The sequence below is a fragment of the Streptomyces wuyuanensis genome, from assembly GCF_900103455.1.
GTDB lineage: Bacteria > Actinomycetota > Actinomycetes > Streptomycetales > Streptomycetaceae > Streptomyces > Streptomyces wuyuanensis.
In genome coordinates this window covers 24611-42840 of the sequence record NZ_FNHI01000019.1, presented here as the reverse complement: position 1 = coordinate 42840, position 18230 = coordinate 24611, and the positions used below count along the sequence as shown (strand labels likewise).

General features: G+C 72.5%; 17 protein-coding genes and 1 pseudogene. 10 read left to right on the top strand and 8 right to left on the bottom strand.

The annotated features are described in order from the left end of the window. Positions 1–165 precede the first annotated feature (165 nt). The 3 genes from BLT82_RS25365 to BLT82_RS25355 all read left to right on the top strand — a co-directional run bounded on the left by BLT82_RS25365 (position 166) and on the right by BLT82_RS25355 (position 3258). Positions 166–1206, top strand: coding sequence for a FecCD family ABC transporter permease (locus BLT82_RS25365; protein ID WP_093658774.1), 1041 nt, complete (start codon positions 166–168; stop codon positions 1204–1206). 4 nt (positions 1207–1210) lie between these two features. Then, positions 1211–2320 carry a FecCD family ABC transporter permease gene (locus BLT82_RS25360; RefSeq protein ID WP_093658772.1) on the top strand — a complete coding sequence of 370 codons (1110 nt, stop codon included), beginning with the start codon at positions 1211–1213 and terminating at the stop codon, positions 2318–2320. A 113-nt stretch (positions 2321–2433) separates the two neighbouring features. Then, positions 2434–3258 (top strand): ABC transporter ATP-binding protein, encoded by an 825-nt coding sequence (locus BLT82_RS25355; protein WP_244529601.1) that lies wholly within the window; start codon positions 2434–2436, stop codon positions 3256–3258. 80 nt (positions 3259–3338) lie between these two features. Here the strand turns inward: BLT82_RS25355 and BLT82_RS25350 are convergent, their stop codons facing one another. Then, positions 3339–4286, bottom strand: coding sequence for a methionyl-tRNA formyltransferase (locus BLT82_RS25350; RefSeq protein WP_093658768.1), 948 nt, complete (start codon positions 4284–4286; stop codon positions 3339–3341). A 119-nt stretch (positions 4287–4405) separates the two neighbouring features. Here BLT82_RS25350 and BLT82_RS25345 point away from each other — a divergent pair, with 119 nt between their 5' ends. The 5 genes and pseudogenes from BLT82_RS25345 to BLT82_RS25325 all read left to right on the top strand — a co-directional run bounded on the left by BLT82_RS25345 (position 4406) and on the right by BLT82_RS25325 (position 9603). Then, positions 4406–5746, top strand: a complete 1341-nt coding sequence (locus BLT82_RS25345) for a lysine N(6)-hydroxylase/L-ornithine N(5)-oxygenase family protein (protein WP_093658766.1) — start codon at positions 4406–4408, stop codon at positions 5744–5746. Further along, positions 5716–6177 (top strand): annotated as a pseudogene (locus tag BLT82_RS25340) (response regulator transcription factor); the annotation flags it as partial. The gene BLT82_RS25345 and the pseudogene BLT82_RS25340, both read left to right, overlap by 31 nt. 760 nt (positions 6178–6937) lie before the next feature. After that, entirely contained in the window at positions 6938–7273 is a 336-nt protein-coding gene (locus BLT82_RS25335) for a hypothetical protein (RefSeq protein WP_208868033.1), read from the top strand. A 367-nt stretch (positions 7274–7640) separates the two neighbouring features. Continuing rightward, a complete protein-coding gene (locus BLT82_RS25330; RefSeq protein ID WP_093658762.1) occupies positions 7641–8384 on the top strand; it encodes a lysophospholipid acyltransferase family protein in 744 nt (247 codons plus the stop codon). Between the two features lie 601 nt (positions 8385–8985). Further along, the gene (locus BLT82_RS25325; RefSeq protein WP_093658760.1) at positions 8986–9603 is read left to right on the top strand and encodes a TOPRIM nucleotidyl transferase/hydrolase domain-containing protein; all 618 of its coding nucleotides are present in this window, start codon (positions 8986–8988) and stop codon (positions 9601–9603) included. Between the two features lie 426 nt (positions 9604–10029). On the opposite strand, the gene BLT82_RS25320 is transcribed toward BLT82_RS25325, so the two are convergent. From BLT82_RS25320 to BLT82_RS25310, 3 genes are all read right to left on the bottom strand, one after another. Continuing rightward, positions 10030–11103 (bottom strand): polyprenyl synthetase family protein, encoded by a 1074-nt coding sequence (locus BLT82_RS25320; protein WP_093658948.1) that lies wholly within the window; start codon positions 11101–11103, stop codon positions 10030–10032. 32 nt (positions 11104–11135) lie between these two features. Then, positions 11136–12275, bottom strand: a complete 1140-nt coding sequence (locus tag BLT82_RS25315; protein ID WP_093658946.1) for a tetratricopeptide repeat protein — start codon at positions 12273–12275, stop codon at positions 11136–11138. Positions 12276–12745: 470 nt separating this feature from the next. Further along, positions 12746–13585 carry an SDR family oxidoreductase gene (locus BLT82_RS25310; protein ID WP_093658757.1) on the bottom strand — a complete coding sequence of 280 codons (840 nt, stop codon included), beginning with the start codon at positions 13583–13585 and terminating at the stop codon, positions 12746–12748. A gap of 403 nt (positions 13586–13988) precedes the next feature. On the opposite strand from BLT82_RS25310, the gene BLT82_RS25305 reads away from it, so the two are divergent. After that, positions 13989–14276, top strand: a complete 288-nt coding sequence (locus BLT82_RS25305) for a DUF1905 domain-containing protein (RefSeq protein ID WP_093658944.1) — start codon at positions 13989–13991, stop codon at positions 14274–14276. A 39-nt stretch (positions 14277–14315) separates the two neighbouring features. On the opposite strand, the gene BLT82_RS25300 is transcribed toward BLT82_RS25305, so the two are convergent. Further along, on the bottom strand, positions 14316–14858 hold the full coding sequence (locus BLT82_RS25300) for a GNAT family N-acetyltransferase (RefSeq protein WP_093658942.1): 543 nt from the start codon (positions 14856–14858) through the stop codon (positions 14316–14318). A gap of 448 nt (positions 14859–15306) precedes the next feature. Beyond that, on the bottom strand, positions 15307–15846 hold the full coding sequence (locus BLT82_RS25295; protein ID WP_093658755.1) for a GNAT family N-acetyltransferase: 540 nt from the start codon (positions 15844–15846) through the stop codon (positions 15307–15309). A 171-nt stretch (positions 15847–16017) separates the two neighbouring features. Between BLT82_RS25295 and BLT82_RS25290 the strand changes: the two genes are divergently transcribed. Then, positions 16018–16917, top strand: a complete 900-nt coding sequence (locus BLT82_RS25290) for a hypothetical protein (RefSeq protein ID WP_093658753.1) — start codon at positions 16018–16020, stop codon at positions 16915–16917. 192 nt (positions 16918–17109) lie between these two features. On the opposite strand, the gene BLT82_RS25285 is transcribed toward BLT82_RS25290, so the two are convergent. After that, on the bottom strand, positions 17110–17583 hold the full coding sequence (locus tag BLT82_RS25285) for a MarR family transcriptional regulator (RefSeq protein WP_093658751.1): 474 nt from the start codon (positions 17581–17583) through the stop codon (positions 17110–17112). Further along, complete coding sequence (locus BLT82_RS25280) at positions 17580–18074, bottom strand: MarR family winged helix-turn-helix transcriptional regulator (protein WP_093658748.1); 495 nt, start codon at positions 18072–18074, stop codon at positions 17580–17582. The genes BLT82_RS25285 and BLT82_RS25280 overlap by 4 nt, the downstream gene beginning before the upstream one ends. Positions 18075–18230 lie beyond the last annotated feature (156 nt).

The following is an 18230-nucleotide window of genomic DNA, read 5'->3' as shown; positions in this document are numbered from 1 at the left end:
CGTCCCTCCCCAAGCGGGCCGGTCCCGGCACCGGGCCGGGGGATCGGCGTCATACTAAGGTAAGGGTTACCTAATTCACAGGGTGTCTGTGGGCTTCCCCTGAAGGGGGCGCGACGGCCACACTCGTCCTGGAGTCACACAGGCCCGACCGTGGAGGAAGGCGACGTGGGGACCTTGGCGGTCCGGGCGGCGAAAGGCCCCCGCGCAGTGCTGCTGCTCGCGCTGACCGGGGCGGTGCTCCTGGCGCTGTGCGGTGTCTCGATGACGTTCGGCGCGTTGAGCGTTCCGCTCGACCAGGTGTGGCACACCCTGCTCGGCGACGCACCCAGCTCCCGGGTGGACAACGTGATCTGGTCCGTCCGGCTCCCGCGCACCGTCCTCGGGCTCGTGACCGGAGCCGCCCTGGGCCTCTCCGGCGCGCTGATGCAGGCGCTGACCCGGAACCCGCTCGCGGACCCCGGAATCCTCGGCGTGAGCGCCGGCGCGGCCTTCGCCGTCGTGCTCGCCGTCGGCGTCCTCGGACTCGGATCGCTCCACGGCTACATCTGGTTCGCGTTCGCCGGCGCCCTGGCCGCGACCGTCCTCGTCCATCTGCTCGGCGGGCTCGGCCGGTCGGGATACACCCCCGTCAAACTCGCCCTGGCCGGCGTAGCCGTGACCTCCGTGCTGTTCTCCCTCACCAGCGCCGTTGCCCTGACCGATCCCGACGCCCTCAACCGCTACCGCTTCTGGTCGGCCGGCTCCCTCGCGGGACAGGACGGGGAAGTCCTGCTGCGGGTACTGCCGTTCCTGGCCGTCGGCGCCGTCCTCGCCCTCTCGTGCGCCCGCGGACTCAACAGCCTGGCCCTCGGCGACGACGTCGCCAAGTCCCTTGGGCTCGGGACCGGGCCGCTCCGCGCCCAGGGCGTCGTCGCCGTCACCCTGCTCACCGGAGGGGCCGTCGCCGTGATCGGCCCGGTGGTCTTCGTCGGCCTCGTCGTACCGCACATCGCCCGCGTCCTCGCCCGGTACGCCGGCGTCGGTCCCGACCACCGCTGGCTGCTGCCCCTGTCGGCGCTGCTCGCCCCCTGCCTGCTGCTGGCCGCCGACATCGCGGGCCGGCTGGTCGCCCGCCCGGTCGAGATCCAGGCCGGAGTCCTGGTCGCCTTCGTCGGCGGGCCGTTCTTCATCGCGATGGTACGCCGCCGACGACTCGCGGAGCTGTGACACCATGACCACCGAACTCGCCCCCGCCCCGGGCCCGGAACGCCCCGCCGGCGCGATGCCCCCGGGACGTTTCCCCGGCCGGCTCGCCTACCGTCTCGCCGTCCCGCCCGTCTCCGGCGTCCTCAGCCCCCGGCTGCTGGGCGTGTGCGCCGTGCTCGCCGCCGGTACGTTCGCCGTGTTCTGGGTGGGCATTTCCGTCGGGGACATCTCCCTGCCGCTCCCCGACGTGCTGCGGGCGCTCGCGGGCGCCGGCGACCCCGGCACCCGCCTCATCGTCCACGAACTCCGCCTGCCCAGGGCCGTGGCCGGCCTGCTCGTCGGCATCGCCTTCGGCGTCTCGGGCGCGCTGCTCCAGACGATGACGCTCAATCCCCTGGCGAGCCCGGACATGATGGGCATCACCCAGGGTGCGGGCACCGCCGTGGTCGCGAGCATCGTCCTCGGCTGGGACTTCGGCCCCGGTACGCAGTTCATGGGGCTGCTCGGCGCGCTGACGGCGGCGGTCCTGGTGTACGTGCTCGCGTGGAAGCGGGGCACGACCGGCTACCGGATCGTGCTCGTCGGCGTCGGCGTCGCCTGGATCTGCACCAGCGCCACCGACTACCTCATGGCCCACGGCCGGCAGTTCGAGGCGCAGGCGGCCCTCGGCTGGCTCGTCGGCAACCTCAACGGCCGCACCTGGCAGCAGATCGGTCCGCTCGCCCTCACCCTCGCGGTACTCCTGCCCGCCGCCCTGCTGCTCGGACGGCAGATGCGGACCCTCCAGCTCGGCGACGACGTCGCCCGGGGCCTCGGCACCCGTGTGCAGACGGTCCGCATCGCCGTACTGGTCTGCGCCGTCGGGCTGGTGGCCTTCGGCACGGCGACCGCCGGCCCGGTGGCGTTCGTCGCCCTGGCCGCCCCCCAGATCGCCCAGCGGCTGGCGGGCACGGCCTTCCCGCCGCCCGTCGCCTCGGGTCTGGCGGGCGCCTTCGTGGTGCTCGTGTCCGACCTGGCCGCCCGGAAGCTGACCCCCGGCACCGAGCTGCCGGTCGGGATCGTCACCGGTGCGCTCGGCGCCCCCGTACTGCTGTGGCTGCTCGTCCGCGCCAACCGCGCCGGCTCAGGAGGTTGAGGAACGTGTCATCGACGTACGAGGACCGCCCGCAGGGTGCCGAGCCGCGCACGCCGTCCCGCGAACGGCAGGCCTACGGCCACCGGGTCCGGCCGCGGGAAGGAGCCCCCGAACTGGGTGCGCGGGGACTGCGGCTCGCATACGACGACCGGATCGTCGTGGAGGACCTCGACGTGGCCGTTCCGCCGGGACGCGTCACGGCGATCGTCGGGGCGAACGCCTGCGGCAAGTCCACTCTGCTGCGCGCGCTCGCCCGGCTGCTGAAACCCCGGGCCGGCGCCGTGCACCTGGACGGGCGCTCCGTGCACTCCATCCCGACCCGCGAACTCGCCCAGTGCCTCGGCATTCTGCCCCAGTCGCCGGTGGCCCCGGAGGGGCTGACCGTCGTCGACCTCGTGGGACGCGGCCGCTCACCGCACCAGACCTGGTGGCGGCAGTGGTCGTCGGGCGACGAGCAGGCGGTCGACGACGCCCTACGCGCCACGTCCATGACCGACCTCGCGCACCGCGCCGTCGACGAGCTCTCCGGCGGGCAGCGGCAGCGGGCCTGGATCGCGATGGCGGTCGCCCAGGGCACGCCCGTACTGCTGCTGGACGAGCCCACCACCTATCTGGACCTGGCGCACCAGATCGACGTCCTGGATCTCGTCACCGACCTGAACCGGCATCAGGGCAGGACCGTCGTCATGGTGCTGCACGACCTCAACCACGCCTGCCGCTACGCCGACCACATCATCGCCATGAAGGCCGGCCGCATCGTGGGGGAGGGCCCGCCCGCCGAGGTCGTCACCGCCGCGATGGTGGAGGAGGTCTTCGGACTGCGCTGCGTCGTCGGCGACGACCCCGTCAGCGGCACCCCCATGGTGATCCCCGTCGGCCGTCACCACAGCTCGCAGCCCGGCTCCGTGGAGGCGCCCGTCCGGGACGCGGTGGGCTGAACCGCCCGTCGCCGGGCGGCCGGACGTCCTCCGGCCGCCCGGCGCGGACAACCGCGGCTCCGGGGCCGGAGGCCGAACGCTCAGACGCGGTCCGTCAGATAGCCGCCCATGGTGCGGAAGTACTCCGTCGCGGCGAGTTCGGAGCCGTCCTCGGTGCGCACCCGCCGGACCACCAGGCCCGGGAGCCGCCCCGAGCGGGCCTCGGTGCCCGCGACGATGACGACCCCGTCCCCCTCACGGATGAAGATCCGCCCGGGTGTGCCTCCGTAGCGCCCCTGGGAGACGGCGGCGGTGACGATCCTGAGGCGCCTGCCGCGGTGGTGGGTGAAGGCGTTGGGATACGGGTCGGACTGTGCGCGGACGAAGCGTTCGAGCACTTCGGCGGGCCAGGTCCAGTCGATCCGGCTGTCCTCCGGCGAGCGCTTGTGGAAGAAGCTGGACCGGGTGGTGTCCTGCGGCGTCCACACCGCCTTCCCCGAGGAGATGAGGGCGAGCGAGTCGGCGACGAGGGGGCCGATCAGGTCCACCGTGCGGTGGAAGAGGTCGGTGGCGGTGTCGGCCGGCCCGACCGGCACCGACCGCTGCAACAGGACGTCGCCCATGTCGAGTTCGGCGTTCATGCGGTGGGCGGTGACACCCACCTCCTTCTCGCCGTTGATGAGGGCCCAGATCAGCGGGGAGAAGCCTGCGTAGGCGGGCAGCAGGGAGTCGTGGACGTTGAGGGTGCCGTGCGGGGGGAGGTCGAAGATCTCCGGGGGGAGCCAGGTGCGCCAGTTGTTCGCCACGATGAGATCCGGCTCCGCCCGCGCGATCGCCTGGAGGAGCTCGGCGTCGTCAGGCCGGTTGCGCAGCAGCACGGGCACGCCGTGCTTCTCGGCGAGGTCGGCCACCGAGTCGCTCCAGATCCTCTCGTAGGCGTGGTCGCTCTTCGGGTGCGTGACGACCAGGGGGATGTCGTGCTCGGAGTCCAGCAGCGCCTGCAGCGTCCGGTGTCCCCAGGTCTGATAGCCGAACATGATGACCCGCATGTGAGCCCTCCTCAGCCATTGAAAGGTAAGGCTAACCTTATCTAGCATGTGTCTGCTCAGGGGAGCCCGTGTTCCCAACTCGGGGCACTGTGAACCCCCTTGGGGGAGGCGATGACGCGGTGACGACATTGCGCGACAACCCGGATCACATCTACGACGTGCTGGGCATCGGCTTCGGGCCGTCGAACCTGGCACTCGCCATCGCCGTCCAGGAGCGCACCGGGAGAACCCCCGGCGACCCGTTCCGCGCCCTCTTCCTCGAGCGGCAGACGGGCTTCGGCTGGCACCGGGGCATGCTCATCGACGATGCCACCATGCAGGTCTCCTTCCTCAAGGACCTCGTCACTCTGCGCGACCCGACCAGCGACTTCAGCTTCCTCGCCCATCTGCACGAGCGCGGCAGGCTCGTCGACTTCCTCAACCAGAAGTCGCTCTTCCCCCTGCGCATCGAGTTCCACGACTACTTCGAGTGGGCCGCGGCGCGCCTCGCGCACCTCGTCGAGTACTCGGCCGAGGTCGTGGCCGTCCGCCCCGCGGCCGAGGGTGGGGAGGTCCGCTGGTTCGACGTCGTCACCCGCGACCCCGCGGACCCCGGACCAACGACGGTCCGCCGCACCCGCGCCATCTGCGTCGCGACCGGCCTCGAACCGCACCTGCCGCCCGGTACGGCGCTGTCCGAACGCGTCTGGCACAACAGCGAGTTGCTGCCTCGGGTCGGAGAACTCCTGAACTCCGGCGCACCGGTGCGCCGCGCCGTCGTGCTCGGCGCCGGCCAGAGCGCCGCCGAGGCGGTCGACTACCTCCACCGGAGCTTCCCCGACGCGGAGATCTGCTCCGTGTTCGCCAAGTACGGCTACACGCCGGCCGACGACAGCCCGTTCGCCAACAGGATCTTCGACCCCGAGGCCGTCGACGTCTACTACGGCGCCCCCACCGACGTGAAGCGCTCGCTGTTCGACTACCACCGCAGCACCAACTACTCGGTGGTGGACATGGATCTGATCCAGTCCCTGTCGCGGACGATGTACCGGGAGAAGGTCCGGGGCCGGCAGCGGCTGCGGATGATGAACGTCTCCCGTATCCGGGAGGTCGGGACGCGTCCCGGCGGCGTCCGGATGACCGTGGAGTTCCTCCCGACGGGCGAGCGCGAGGTGCTCGAGGCCGATCTGCTCGTCCACGCGACCGGGTACCGGCCCCGCGGTCTCGGGGACGACCTCGGCGAGGTCGGCAAACTCTGCCTCAGGGACGAGGAGGACGCACTGCGGGTCGGCCGTGACCACCGGGTGGAGACCGCGCCCAACGTGACCGCGGCCGTCTACCTCCAGGGCGGTACGGAGCACACCCACGGTCTCGCGTCGACCCTGCTGTCGACCACCGCGGTCCGCGCGGGGGAGATCTGCGGTTCGCTCTTCGCGCGGCGCGGGGAGGGCGTGCCCGGCCCCGACCCCCGGACGTGCTGATCCTGACGACCTTCACCACCGACGGCTACGTCCTGCGTGCCCTGCGCGCCTGCGCTGCCGGGTGCATCCTCCCACACACCCCGCCGGCGCAGATCATCGCCGCGGTGCGCAACGTCATGGCCGGAGACCCCGTCCTGTCACCGGCCGCGATCAAGCAGCTGATCGGCGCCGTGACCGAGCCGGACCGGCCCGCGGCGCCGGCAGGCCAGGGCGAACAGGCCGAAGCCCACGGCCTCCTGGCCCGGCCCGGCGACCGCGAACGCGAGGTCGCCCTGGCCGTCGCCCGCGGGATGACGAACGCGGAAATCGCCGCGGCCCGCTTCATGAGCCTGCCGACGGTGAAGGCCCACGTCTCCCACATCCCGACCGAACTCGACCTGAACAACCGCGTCCAGACAGCCCTGCTCGTCCACCGGGCCGGCCTCGTCTGAGCCGGGAGGTATGCCCGCGACGAGATCAGGAGGCCCGCCGAAGGGCTGATCGAGGAGCTTGCCCCGAGGAAGCCCGCCTCGCGCATGGCCTCCACGGCGGCGGGGTTGAGGCCGCCTCCGGCAGGGACCCCGACCGTCCCGCCTGCGGCTCGCCCTCCGCGGCCGTCCGACGAGTCAGTGCCGGCGTGACTGCTCGGCCGCGACGTCCGTCTGACGTGGCACGAGGGAGCCGGAGCCGGAGCGGTGCAACGGTCGCCGTTCCATGGAAGACGTAGGCACCGTTCGAGGGTTGGGATCATCTGCGGGCCGGCCCGGGGTGCGCGGCGCTTCGGCACGGGCTCCCGCGGCGTACTGGTGGGCAGGGCATGAGGTCGAGTCCACGCTGACCATGCTCCGGTCGATCCGTCCGCATCGGCTTCGGCCGAACGGCCCGCAGGCTCCCATGTGCCACCCCCGCAGGCGAGTTGAACGTCGCGGCGCCATGAGCAAGTACGAAGGCGGGGCCGGCACCGGCAACGGCACGGGTCACAACAGCCGTCCCTGCAGCGGCAGGGGTCACCGCCGGGGGAATCCCGCTCCCTTGAACCGACCCGCAGCCTGCACGGTCCCGACCAGGGCCGGACCCGACCCGGCAGCCGGCCCCCTCGCCGACCGCGATCTCGGCGGGCCTCCCGCCCGGCGTTGACAACATTGCGCCATGTCACGCATGTGACTCCGGTCGGACACCACCGCCCGTCCGGAGGAGCTGCCGCTGCTCCAGGTGGACTACGCCGTCCCCGTCGACGCGCACAACGCGATCGGCCCGGCCCCGCGCCACAGCGTCGGCCTCACCGTCCGCATGCAGGACGGCATGGCCGCTCCGCGCAGGGTGACGCTGAAGGCCGAGACGTCCTACGACGACGGCAGGACGTGGAGCGAGGCGCACACGGCCGGAAAGGGCGATGGGCGGTTCACCGCCCTCATCGAACGGCCCACCCGCGTACACGGGGACGCGTACGTGACGCTGAGGGTGACCGCGACCGACAGCCAGGGCAACCGCGTCCGGCAGACGGTGGACCGCGCCTACCTGCACAGAGGCACAGCCGGGGAACACTGACCCGGCATCGGCGCACCGGCCCGCGGCGGGTGCCGGGGACATCCCCTGGCATCCGCCGCGCCGCGTGGGGCCGCCGAACGCCCCGGTGGTCCCGCGTCTTTGGGACGCCGCGCCGGCAGCCCGGCGGCCCGCCTGATCCCGCAACCCACCGCCGGGCGACCGTGCGACCGGTCGCGGACGCCTGACGGCCGCCGGCCGCGGCGTCCGCCTGGTACCGCCGGCGGAGGCGCTCGGCCGGCCGACGACCGCCCGGCCGGTGCTCCCGGCCTGGGTATCCGGCACCGGCGACGGTGAGTACGAGTGCTCATGCCCGGCCGCGTCCTGGCCCCGACGATGTGGACCATCACCGTCGAGACCGGGAGAACACATGCTCAGCCGCCTCGCCGAGGTCCTGGTGCCGACCGTCGGCCGACTCACCGTGACCACGGACACCGGTGCCGTCCTCGCACCGGGCAGCATCATCGCGGCCAACCACACCTCGCTCGCCGATCCTGCCGTCGTGCTCGCCGCCCTGCACCGCCTCGGCGTCGAACCGGTCGTGATGGCGACCGCCGGACTGTGGCGCATACCCCTGCTGGGCCGCGCACTGGACCGAGGGAGCCACATTCCCGTACACCGGGGCGACCACCGGCGCGCCGCCGGGTGCCTCGACCTCGCAGTGGCCGCCCTGGCCGAGGGACGGATGGTCCTCATCTACGGCGAAGGCGGAATCCCGCCCCGCAGCGACGCCGCCGAAACCCCGCCCGTCGCCTTCCGCAGCGGCCTGGCGCGACTTGCCGCCCGCGCCGGCGCGCCCGTCGTCCCCGTGGGCCAGGCAGGCGCCCGCCGGGTCACCTCGGGCAACGTCGCCAAGCAGATCGCCGGACTGGCCACCGCGCCGCTGCGCCGCCCGGCGCTCCACGTCCACGTCGGGACACCGGTCCTTCTCAGAGGGGACCGCACCGCCCGTACGGTGCAGGCGCATGCCGCGGTCACGGCCGCCTGGCGGACAGCGGCCGCGCACCTCGGCGAGCCTGCCGCGTACCCGCTCAGGAACACCGCGGAACCGCGGCACGAGACGTGGAACGCTCCGGCACCCGACGCGGTTCCCGACGTCGCACGACGGCAGTAGCAGGTTGCTTCTCAGGGCCGGTTGCAGCGGTGAGGAATGGTGACCGGTTCGCCGGAGCCGGGGCTGCTCCGGTCAACGGGGCATGCGCCGTCCCAGCTCCCCTGCATTCTCGCGCAGCCCCGCAGCCCCGCAGCCCCGCAGCCCCGCAGCCCAGACTGCGCCGTCCGCCGGGTCGGACATCCCGTGAGGGCGGAAACCTGCACGCCTTCGAGCGAGGCTTCCGGAGCGGCTCCGAGCCGTGCCCAGTCCACCTCGATCGCGGCGCTTTCTGCACCTTTCAGCCGGACAGGCCGGACCAGCGTGCCTGCACCCTCGTCTGCCGCCGTCTGAACACGTCAACGCGCACCTGGTGCACCGTTCGTTGCGGCAGGATGCTGCCGGTGAGCAGATCGTCCGAACAGGTCAGGAACCTAGCCCCGCTGCCCCCTTTCCCGGCCGGCCTGCGCGGCGCCGCGTTCGGGGCCTCATCGCGGACCGCCACTCACCGAGGAAGCCGTCGCCGTGGGCAGGACGCCACGCCCCGAGTGCCGACCGTCGCACGACGTCCGGCCGCACGGGAAATTCCCTACCGTGACGGGCGGGAAGCACGCAGAATCGTGCCATGACTGACATGGGGCCCTTCTGCGAAGCGGTCACCGCGTGGGCGGCCGGCGGCCCCGGCGACCCCGCGCGCGAGCTGGCCGCGCGGCTGCGCGTCCGCACAGTCGTCCTGCTCGAAGGGCCGAGCGATGTCGCCGCGGTCGACGCTCTCGCCGCGGGCCGCGGCCGGGACCTGGCGGCCGAAGGAATCTGCGTCCTGTCCATGGGCGGCGCGATGAACGTCGGACGGTTCGCCTCCCTCCTCGGGCCATCCGGCCTGGGTCTGCGCCTCGCGGGACTGTGCGACGAGGCGGAACGCCGCTACTACGCCCGTGGCTGGGAGCGGGCCGGCGAGGCACGACAGGGCTTCTTCGTCTGCGCGGCGGACCTGGAGGACGAGCTCATCCGCGCGCTCGGCGTGACGCGGGTGGCGGAACTCGTCCGGGCGGAGGGCGACCTGCGCGCCCTGCAGACCTTCCAGCACCAGCCCGCCCAACAGGGCCGCACCTCACAGCAGCAACTGCGGCGCTTCCTCGGTACGAAGAAGGGGCGCAAGATCCAATACGGTCGGGTCCTCGTCGAAGCCCTCGACCCCGACCGCGTACCGCCCCCACTCGACGACCTGCTGGCCGGCGTCTGACCGCCGGGCGACGCCGGTCTCGGCAGAAGCAGACTCCGGCACGCGGCCGGGGCGTGGCGGTACCCGGACCGCATCCGTCCCGACGGAACTCCCCTGCCGGGGGCCGGAGGCCCGTCAGTGCATACGAGACCGGTCGGCAGCCTCACATCGTCGGAGACCGCGTGCGCGAAGTCGTGACAGGCACCGGGGCCGGGCCGTGCACCACCCGCTGCCCACCCTGCCGTTCGCACTCCTCGTGCCGATCGCCCGGGTGGGCCCGAAGCATCGCGTTCACCGCGGCCGACCCGTCTGCCAGGGGAGCGACGACCTGTGCCACGCAACCACCGGTGGAACGCACTGCCGTGATCCGCCCCGAGCCGAAGCCGCCCCCGGCGGCGCGCCGGGGCCGTGCCGTCGGCACCCGCCCCGACGGCCGGCCGTCACTCTCTACCAGTCGCGGTCCAGCAGGGAGGCGAACAGCGCGTCCAGATCGCCCGCCGCGCCCGGCGCGAGTGCAAACCCCCGCAGACCGTGGCGCGCGGCGTCCAGATGGCGGCGCGCCTCTTCGCGGGCCGCGGCCCGCCCACCGGCTTCCTCCACCAGCACGGCGGCATGCGCCACAGCCGCGTCGTCCAGCGGCCCGGGGGACTCCAGCAGCACGGCAAGCTCCCGCGCGGCCGGTCCGTCTCCCGCCACCGCGGCCAGCACCGGGTAGGTCTTCTTGCGCAGCCGCAGGTCGCCGTGGACGGGCTTGCCCGTCACCATCGGCTCACCCCAGATGCCCAGCAGGTCGTCCACCGCCTGGAAGGCCACGCCCAGATGCCGCCCGGCCCGCTCCAGCGCCGCAACGGTTCCGGAGGGCGCGCCGCCGAGCACGGCGCCGAGCGCGACCGCGCAGCCCAGCAAGGCCCCCGTCTTGTGCTCCGCCATCGCGCGGTACTGCTCCATGCCCACCGCACCCGGCCCGCTCCACGGGCGCCGCTCGAACCGAAGGTCCTCCGCCTGCCCGCACACGAGTGCGTTGAGCGCCCCGCACAACCGCCGGACCGCGTCCCCCGTCCAGGGTCCCGGCGCCTCGGCCAGACAATGCACGGCGAGGGAGTGGAGCGCGTCCCCGGCCAGAACCGCCGGACCCGTCCCGTAGGCCTTCCACACCGCGGGGCGCTGCCGCCGGAGGGCGTCACCGTCCATGATGTCGTCGTGCATCAGGGAGAAGGTGTGCACCAGTTCCACGGCCACCGCCCCCGCGACGGCCACGCCGCCGTCCGCCCCGACCGCCTCGGCCCCCAGCACGGCCAGCGCCTGCCGCACCCCCTTGCCCTCGGAGGCGGCAGGGTCGGGCGTCCCGGCCGCATCGCACCAGCCCAGCGCGTGCGCGGCCATCTCACCTGTCCACGGATGCAGCCGCCCCACCGCCTCCACCAGCGCCGGGCGCACCAACTCACGGCAGCGCCGAAGAACACCGCCCACCTCCGCGCGGTGGCCGTGCGAGGCGACTTCCGCGGCAGCGCCGGCCGGCACGGAAGCGGCGTACACCGGTGACAAGGAGGAGCTCACCGCAACCCCTCCACATCGGCCGTCCGCAGGGCCTCCGCCCCGCCCGCCGGGAGCACCGGATCCCCGCCCCCTGCCGAGTCCGGCAGCGGCCCCACCCCCAACTCCGCCGCGGCCTTCTCCACCATCTCCCGGGCGTGCCGCAGCCCGATGCGGTCCAGCATCAAGCGCACCTCCGCCAGCTCGGCGGCGCTGCGGGCGGCGTCCCGGCCCAGCCGGGCACGGGCCTTGACCAGCCCCAGCCGCGACAACGCCGTCCCCCGCGGCTCCTCGATCTCCCGGAACTCGTCCAGCGCCCGCGCATACAGGTCGCGGGCCTCGGCGTACCGGCCCGCCCGGTACAGCACGTTGCCCCGCATCTTGTGGTTGTAGGCGAGCGCGCTCGACAGACGCATCTCGCGGCATGCCTCCTCCGCCTCCGACAGCAGAGACAGGGCACGCTCCACCTCCCCGTCGCGCACGGACACCACATCCGCGATGCCCCGCAGCGCCCACGCCCACCCGCGCCGGTCCTCAGCCCTCAGCGCCGTCTCCGCCGCCTCCTCGAACAGCGCCAGCGCCTTGTCGTACGCGCCGGTGTTGCGGTGCATCTGCGCGATGCCCTCCAGCGCCCACACCGTGTGCCGGGCCTCACCGCGCCGGCGTGCCTCGGCCAGCAGCTGCTCGTGGAGCCTGCCCACGGCCTCGTAGTCGCCCTGTATACGCCCGGTCTCGGCGAGCCCCGCCAGCGAATAGCCCCGCACCACGACGTCGCCGCCCCGTTTGCCCATCTCGGCCGCCAGCCGCAGCAGCCGGTACGCCAGAGCGAAAGACCCCCGCTGCCGAGCCAGCGTGCCCCCGCTCCACAGGGCCCACGCCATCGCGCCCTCGTGCCCGGCCGCACGAGCCGCCCGGTAGCTCGCCTTCCACGCCCGGTCGGCCTCCTCGATCCGCCCCAGCCTCCGGTTCGCCTCCGCCACGGCCAGTCCGCAGCGCGCCACCTCCCGCCGGTCACCGGCCTGTTCCGCGGTCCGCAGCTCCTCCACGCCGCGGGCGAGCACCTCCGGCAGGGAGGAGTTCACCGACAACGACCCCAGAGCCCCCTGGTACTCCGGAGCGGAAGCCTTCGTCCGCTCCGTCCCACTCACCTGACTGATCATCAAGTACCTCTCCTCTGCCGTCGACTTGATGATCAAGATGCCGACGGAGAGAAGAGGTTCCGCACGGCCCGCGATATCGGTCTCGGTACGGGCGCCGGGTCATACTCAAGTGCTACGGGCACCGGACGAGATCGTCAGCGAGTCGTACGGCGGTACTGCGGCGCCCGGGACGTGCGCTCGCGGTGAACGGACCGCGGCAGCCTCAACCGGCGATGCCGCCGCGCGGCCCCGAACGCGTGATGCCGAACCCGGTCCGTGGAGGGCGGCCGCCGCCATGCCGGACTCGGCCATGGAGCGCGCTCGACCGGATCCCGGCCGTCGATCCCGGCGAGCGTACGAAGGGCACGGTCATGAGGCTCCTGCGCGTCGCCCATGACGCCGCCCGGGCACGATGCGGGCGGCGACACGGACGGGAGCGGCCCTGGGGACACAACCGACCTGCCCAAAAGGCACGTTCACGATGCGATGCGTCAACCCTGGGGCGACGGCGCGGCCCGAGTGAGGGCGCGGGCGGCGGCCAGCTCCTCTCGTGCCGCCCGCTCGGCGATGTCCAGGTACGCGTAGGCATCGTCGCCGACGGGAATCCGCAGGGGCGCCGATGCGCCGGCGCGGACGATGTCGAGGACCCGGGTCGCGAAGTCTTCGGGCCGTCCGGCGGCGGGGTCGTCCGCCATGCCTCGGCAGGCGTCGAGCATGTCGCCGGTCAACTCCGCGTACGCCGGGAGCCGGTGGCGCGCCTCACCGAGGGCTGTCCCGTAGCGGGTGGCGAAGTGCCCCGGTGCCACTACGGTGACGCGGACGCCGTGCGGGGCGACTTCGGCGGCCAGCGCCTGGCTCATGCCTTCGAGGGCGTGCTTGCCGGCCACGTACGCGGCCAGCCCCGGGAAGGCCATCCGGCCGGCCACCGAGGAAACGTTCACGATGTGCCCGTGGCCCTGGGCCCGCATGAGCGGCAGGACGAGGCGAGTCAGACGCCACGGCCCGACGACCAGGGTTTCCAGCTGATCCCGGACCTCGTCGTCGCACAGCTCCTCGACCGTGCCGAACAGTCCGCCTCCCGCATTGTTGACGAGGACGTCGATGCCACCGAGCACGTCGGCGGCGGTGTGTACGGCCTCCGCACACTGGGCCGCGTCCCGCAGCTCCAGGGCGAGGGGCGTGATCCGGCCCGGCCATGCCCGGGCCAGCCCGTCCATCGCCTCGGTCCTGCGAGCCGTGACCGCCACCCGGTGGCCTGCTTGAGCGGCCGCATCGGCCAGTGCGTACCCGAGCCCCGAGGAACACCCCGTCACGAGCCAGCGTTGAGCCATCGATCCCCCTGAAAGTCGGTCTCACCGATTCCCCGCCGCCGGGCGAACACCGCGGCACTTCATGGTCGTCTCTCCGCCGGCTCGCGGTCAGCACCGCGGGAGGGGCGTGCGAGGGCGTTCCCGGCGCACTGCCGGGGCGTTCCCCGAGTCGGCGACGCCCGGCCGGAGGGCGACGATCCGGTCGGTGCGCCCGCCGTCGCCCGCCAGGAGAGTGCCGGGTACGAGCGGAGCCCGCCCGCGGTGCTGACCGCCTGCGCGATCTCGGCGGAGGCCCGGGCCGGCCCCGGGCCGCGGCGGAAGACGGAGCGACGATGTGACGGGTTTCCTTCGTCGGCCGACGGAGGCCGCAGGTACTCTTGGCGCGTCGCGATCGCCGGCAGGAAAGGGATTGGGGACCGACCTCATGGAACTCGTCTTCGCCGGCCGGGTCGTCGAATGGCGCGGGCCTGCGCCGTACTACTTCGTCCCCGTACCGGACGAGCAGTCCGCCGACATCGGCGAAGTGGCCGCGATGGCCACGTACGGGTGGGGCGTCATCCCCGTCGGGTGCCGGATCGGCGGGACCGCTTTCACAACATCGCTGTTCCCCAAGGACGGTGGCTACCTGCTGCCGCTCAAGGTCGCCGTGCGCAAGCCACAGGGCATCTCGGTGGGTGACGATGTGACCGTGGAGATGACCGTCCGCCTCTGACTCGCGGTCGGTACGGGGCTACCGTCCTCGTTGGCGCCTTCAACGAGGGGTTGTGACGTACTGGTCCGACGACAACTCGAACACCCGGACCCGCCGGCCGCCGGTGGGATTGACGGTCTCACGGAACGGATGCATTCCCAGTTTGGTCATGATCCGTTCGGAGGCGTCGTTGCCCACCTGAGTGATGCTGACGATCCGCTTCAGCCCTCGCTCTTCGAACCCGAACCGTACAGCGGCCGCAGCGGCCTCGGTGGCCAAGCCCTGCCCCCAGTGGGAACGTCCCAGCCGCCAGCCGATCTCAACCGCCGGCAGTACCTCCGGCAAGAAGTCGGGCACCGAAAGGCCTGTGAACCCGGCCAGCTCGCCGGTGGACCGGATCTCCACGGCGAACAGGCCGAAGCCGCGTGACTCCCACTCGCTCTCCCATGCCTGGATCCCGCCGCGGGTCTGCCGTTCGTCACGGACGCTGCCATCACGGATCCACCGCATGACCTCGGGGTCGGCATTGATCGCAGCCATGGGCGCAACGTCTTCCTCGCGCCAGCGACGCAGGATCAAGCGGGGAGTCTCAAGCGTGACCATTGAGTCATGCTGGACCACAAAGTGGGCTCTCCGCCATCTGCTTCGATCCACAGGGGCAGTGCCTCCGGCCGTGAGCCGTCCGTTCTTTCAGCGGGCGGACCAGAGGTGGGTTCCCGCGATGAGGAGGCCGGCAGGCAGACCGTGGCGAGACTTCTCCTCGCGGGTGGCCGGGCCGCGCCATTGCTTGAGGCGAGTGATGCAGCGTACGACGGTGTCGCGTTGCTTGTGTGCCGCGCGGTTGATGCCGGGTGGGCGCCCGCCGCCGTGACTTCGCGCTCGCCGGCGTCTGGGCCCGGACCGTAAGACGATCCGGGCCTGTCCGAACGGTGAGCGGACCGCCGGCCAGTGGCGTCAGGCACCCGACGTGGCTTCGTCCACGTTTCGGTCGCGCTGGGCTCCGTCTCAGCAGTGCCCGTCGCGGCGTGGCTCCGCGTGGTCGAGCACGAGCTCAAGCGGACGGCCTGACCGGGGACCGCAAGCCGAGCCACTGCTCGGCGTCCCAGGCTTGGAACCGCTCCGCCTCGGTGAACCCCAGTTTTGCCGCGAGGCGCATCGAGCGGACGTTGGCGGACTGGGTGGTGAGCACCACCGGCTCGCCGGGAAGGACGCCGTCGAACCAGTCGAGTGCCGCCGTGCACGCCTCGGCGGCATACCCGAATCCCCACGCCCGCGGCAGGAACAGGTAGCCGAGGTCGGCCTTCCCCGCAGCAGCCGGGCGAAGATGCTCCGCTGCCCTCCTGAGCAGGATCTGGCCGATCACCGCCCCGTCGAGATCAACGACGAAACTTCCCGGCCACCGCGCGGGCACCTCGGGCACCTCACGCTCGAGTTCGCCGCGCGGCCGGGGGCCGCCAAGGTAGGTGTGCACCTCCGGCGACGCCAGCAGCTCGATGAACGCCGCACGGTCCCGGGCCTCGGGCTCTCGGAGCACGAGCCGCTCGGTCTCGATCGGGGCAGGCGGCCAGGCGACGGGTCCGAGTTCAGTCATGCCGACCAACCAATCAGCAGGCTCGGCGCCGATCAAGTTTCGCGGAACGATCAGTTGAAAGGCCAAGCAAGTGGAGCGAGGAGCAGCCCCGGCCGTTTCAAAGGTCCCCCATCAAGACGGTGTCCGACGCGGCAGTTGACACACCGGGCCGACTCCCGGAACCTGGCCCGGGTGAACGTCACCTTCGGACAGGGCGGGAACAGCCCTGTCACGGAGACCCGGATGGACTATCCGCGCTATGTCTTCGGCGGCGTGTGGAGCTTCCTCGCCGAGCCCGTGGCGCGCGGACCGCGCACCGACTGGGTATCCACGGGCGGCGACATCGGGTGGCAGCAGCAGGTGACCGTCCAGGACGTGCTGAGCGAGGTGTCGGAACGGGCCGTGTATCCCTCCGCCGATACGCGCGAGGAGCGGTGGCTCACCCCCATCACGCGGCCGCGGATGATCAGTGAGGACCTGCCGGTGCGGCGGGACGGCAGCGTGCTGTACTTCAGGACGCGCGCATGGGGCGACGGCGGAACGTCCCACGCCGGCGAGGGGTACGGCAGAGGCCTGTCCCAGCGAGCGTCACTCCACCAGGGCGACACCGTGCTCTCCGAATCGGACTACGACAGCGGATACGCCACGGGCCTCGCTCCGGAGCGGCTGCCGTACCGGCTCGTGGTCGACGCCACCAACGACGATTCCGCGCTCGGCCCCTACTCGACGACCACGCACACCGAGTGGTCGTTCGTCTCCGGGGAATCGCAGGAGAAGACCATCGCGCTGGTCCAACTCGACTACGACGTCGACCTGGACGCCGACGGACGGGCCCGCCGCAACGCGGCCGTCGCGATCACTCCCGTGGTCCTCGGCGCCCCGGAAACCGAGGTGACCTCCGTCCGGATCGAGGTCTCCTACGACGACGGGTCCACCTGGCACCGGCAGAAGGCCGTGCACCGCGACGGCACCTGGAAGGCCTTCCCGGCCGCACCCGCCTCCGCGTCGTTCGTGTCACTGCGGACCACCGCCACGGACGAGACGGGGGGCTCGGTCACCCAGACCGTCATCCGTGCGTACGGCCTGAGATGACGTACGGACCGGTGCCGCGGGCGACCGCGGCACCGGTCCAGCCGTGACGTGCTGTCGCTGCCCCGGAGCGCGGCATCGCGCCGGGCGCATCACTCGGCCTGGGCAACGCGGAACAGCGCCCCGTGTGCCCTTCTTCCGAACGGGGGTTCACGGCTCGGCCCCGCCTCCGGAATGCCGACCGGACGCGGGCGGTCAGCCGGTCAGCGCAGCCAGCTCCGTGTTGGCGCGCTCGGTGACCATGGTGAGGACGCGGCCGGCGGCGGCGAGGTCCTCGGCGGGAATGCCGCCCCAGATACGGGCGCTGATGGGCGCGGTCTCCGCGCCGACGGCGGCGAGCAGTTCGCGTCCCGAGTCGGTGGCCCGAAGCTGCGTGCCGTCCGTGACGAGCAGTTGCCCGGCCAGCAACTCGTCGAGTGTGGTGCGGATGTCGGCAGGGTCGGCCTTGAGGGAGGCGCGGACCTGGGTGACGAGATCGTCCGGCGTCTGCGGGGCGTCGGCGGTGACGGCGGCGCGCAGGGCGATCTGCTGCCGGAACGTGATGCCGTGCCGGGCCAGAACATGCTCCAGCACGCCGCGGGCGGCGTGGTGGGCCAGGCCCAGGGCGCGGGCGTCGGCGCCGGGCGCGCCGCCGCCCGGCGCTGTGGTGGTGGATGCGGTGGTGGTCATGGTGTTGTCCCCTGAGTGCTCTCGTCGTTCGGTACGGATGGAGCGAGAGGTGCGTCGAGCAGGAGCGTCAGCTCGTCGGTGAACGCGCGTGTCCGTGGGGTGTCGAGACCGCCGAGCGGCTCCAGCAGCTGCTGAAGCAGTCCCTGGACCACCGCGATGGCCTGCATCGTGACGGCCTGGCCCGGCTCGGTCAGCGCAAGCTGTACGGCGCGCGGGTCGCGGGGATCTCGGGTGCGCTCGATCAGGCCGGCCGATTCCAGGGCGCGCGCCAGCTTCGAGACGTACAGCGCCTCCAGGCCCGTGTGGTCGGCGAGTCGGCGCTGGCTGGGCCGTTCACCGGCGCGCTGCATGCCGTACAGCGACGCGACCAGCGAGTACTGGGCGTGGGTGAGCCCCAGCGGAGCCACCGCGCGATCGACCGCGACGCGCCACTTGTTGGCGAGCCGCCATACCAGGAAACCGGGCGTGGGACCCGGTGTGCCCTTGCTCATGCGGAACAAAGTACATGGCTACTATGTCCATGGCTACTATCTTTACTCGGGCATCCCTCGGGCATCCCTCGGGCATCCGGCGTGGGAGCAGCGGGCGGCAACTGGCCGTGTCGGGACGGATACTGGACCGCATCGGGGGCGGCCGGGAGCGGTGGC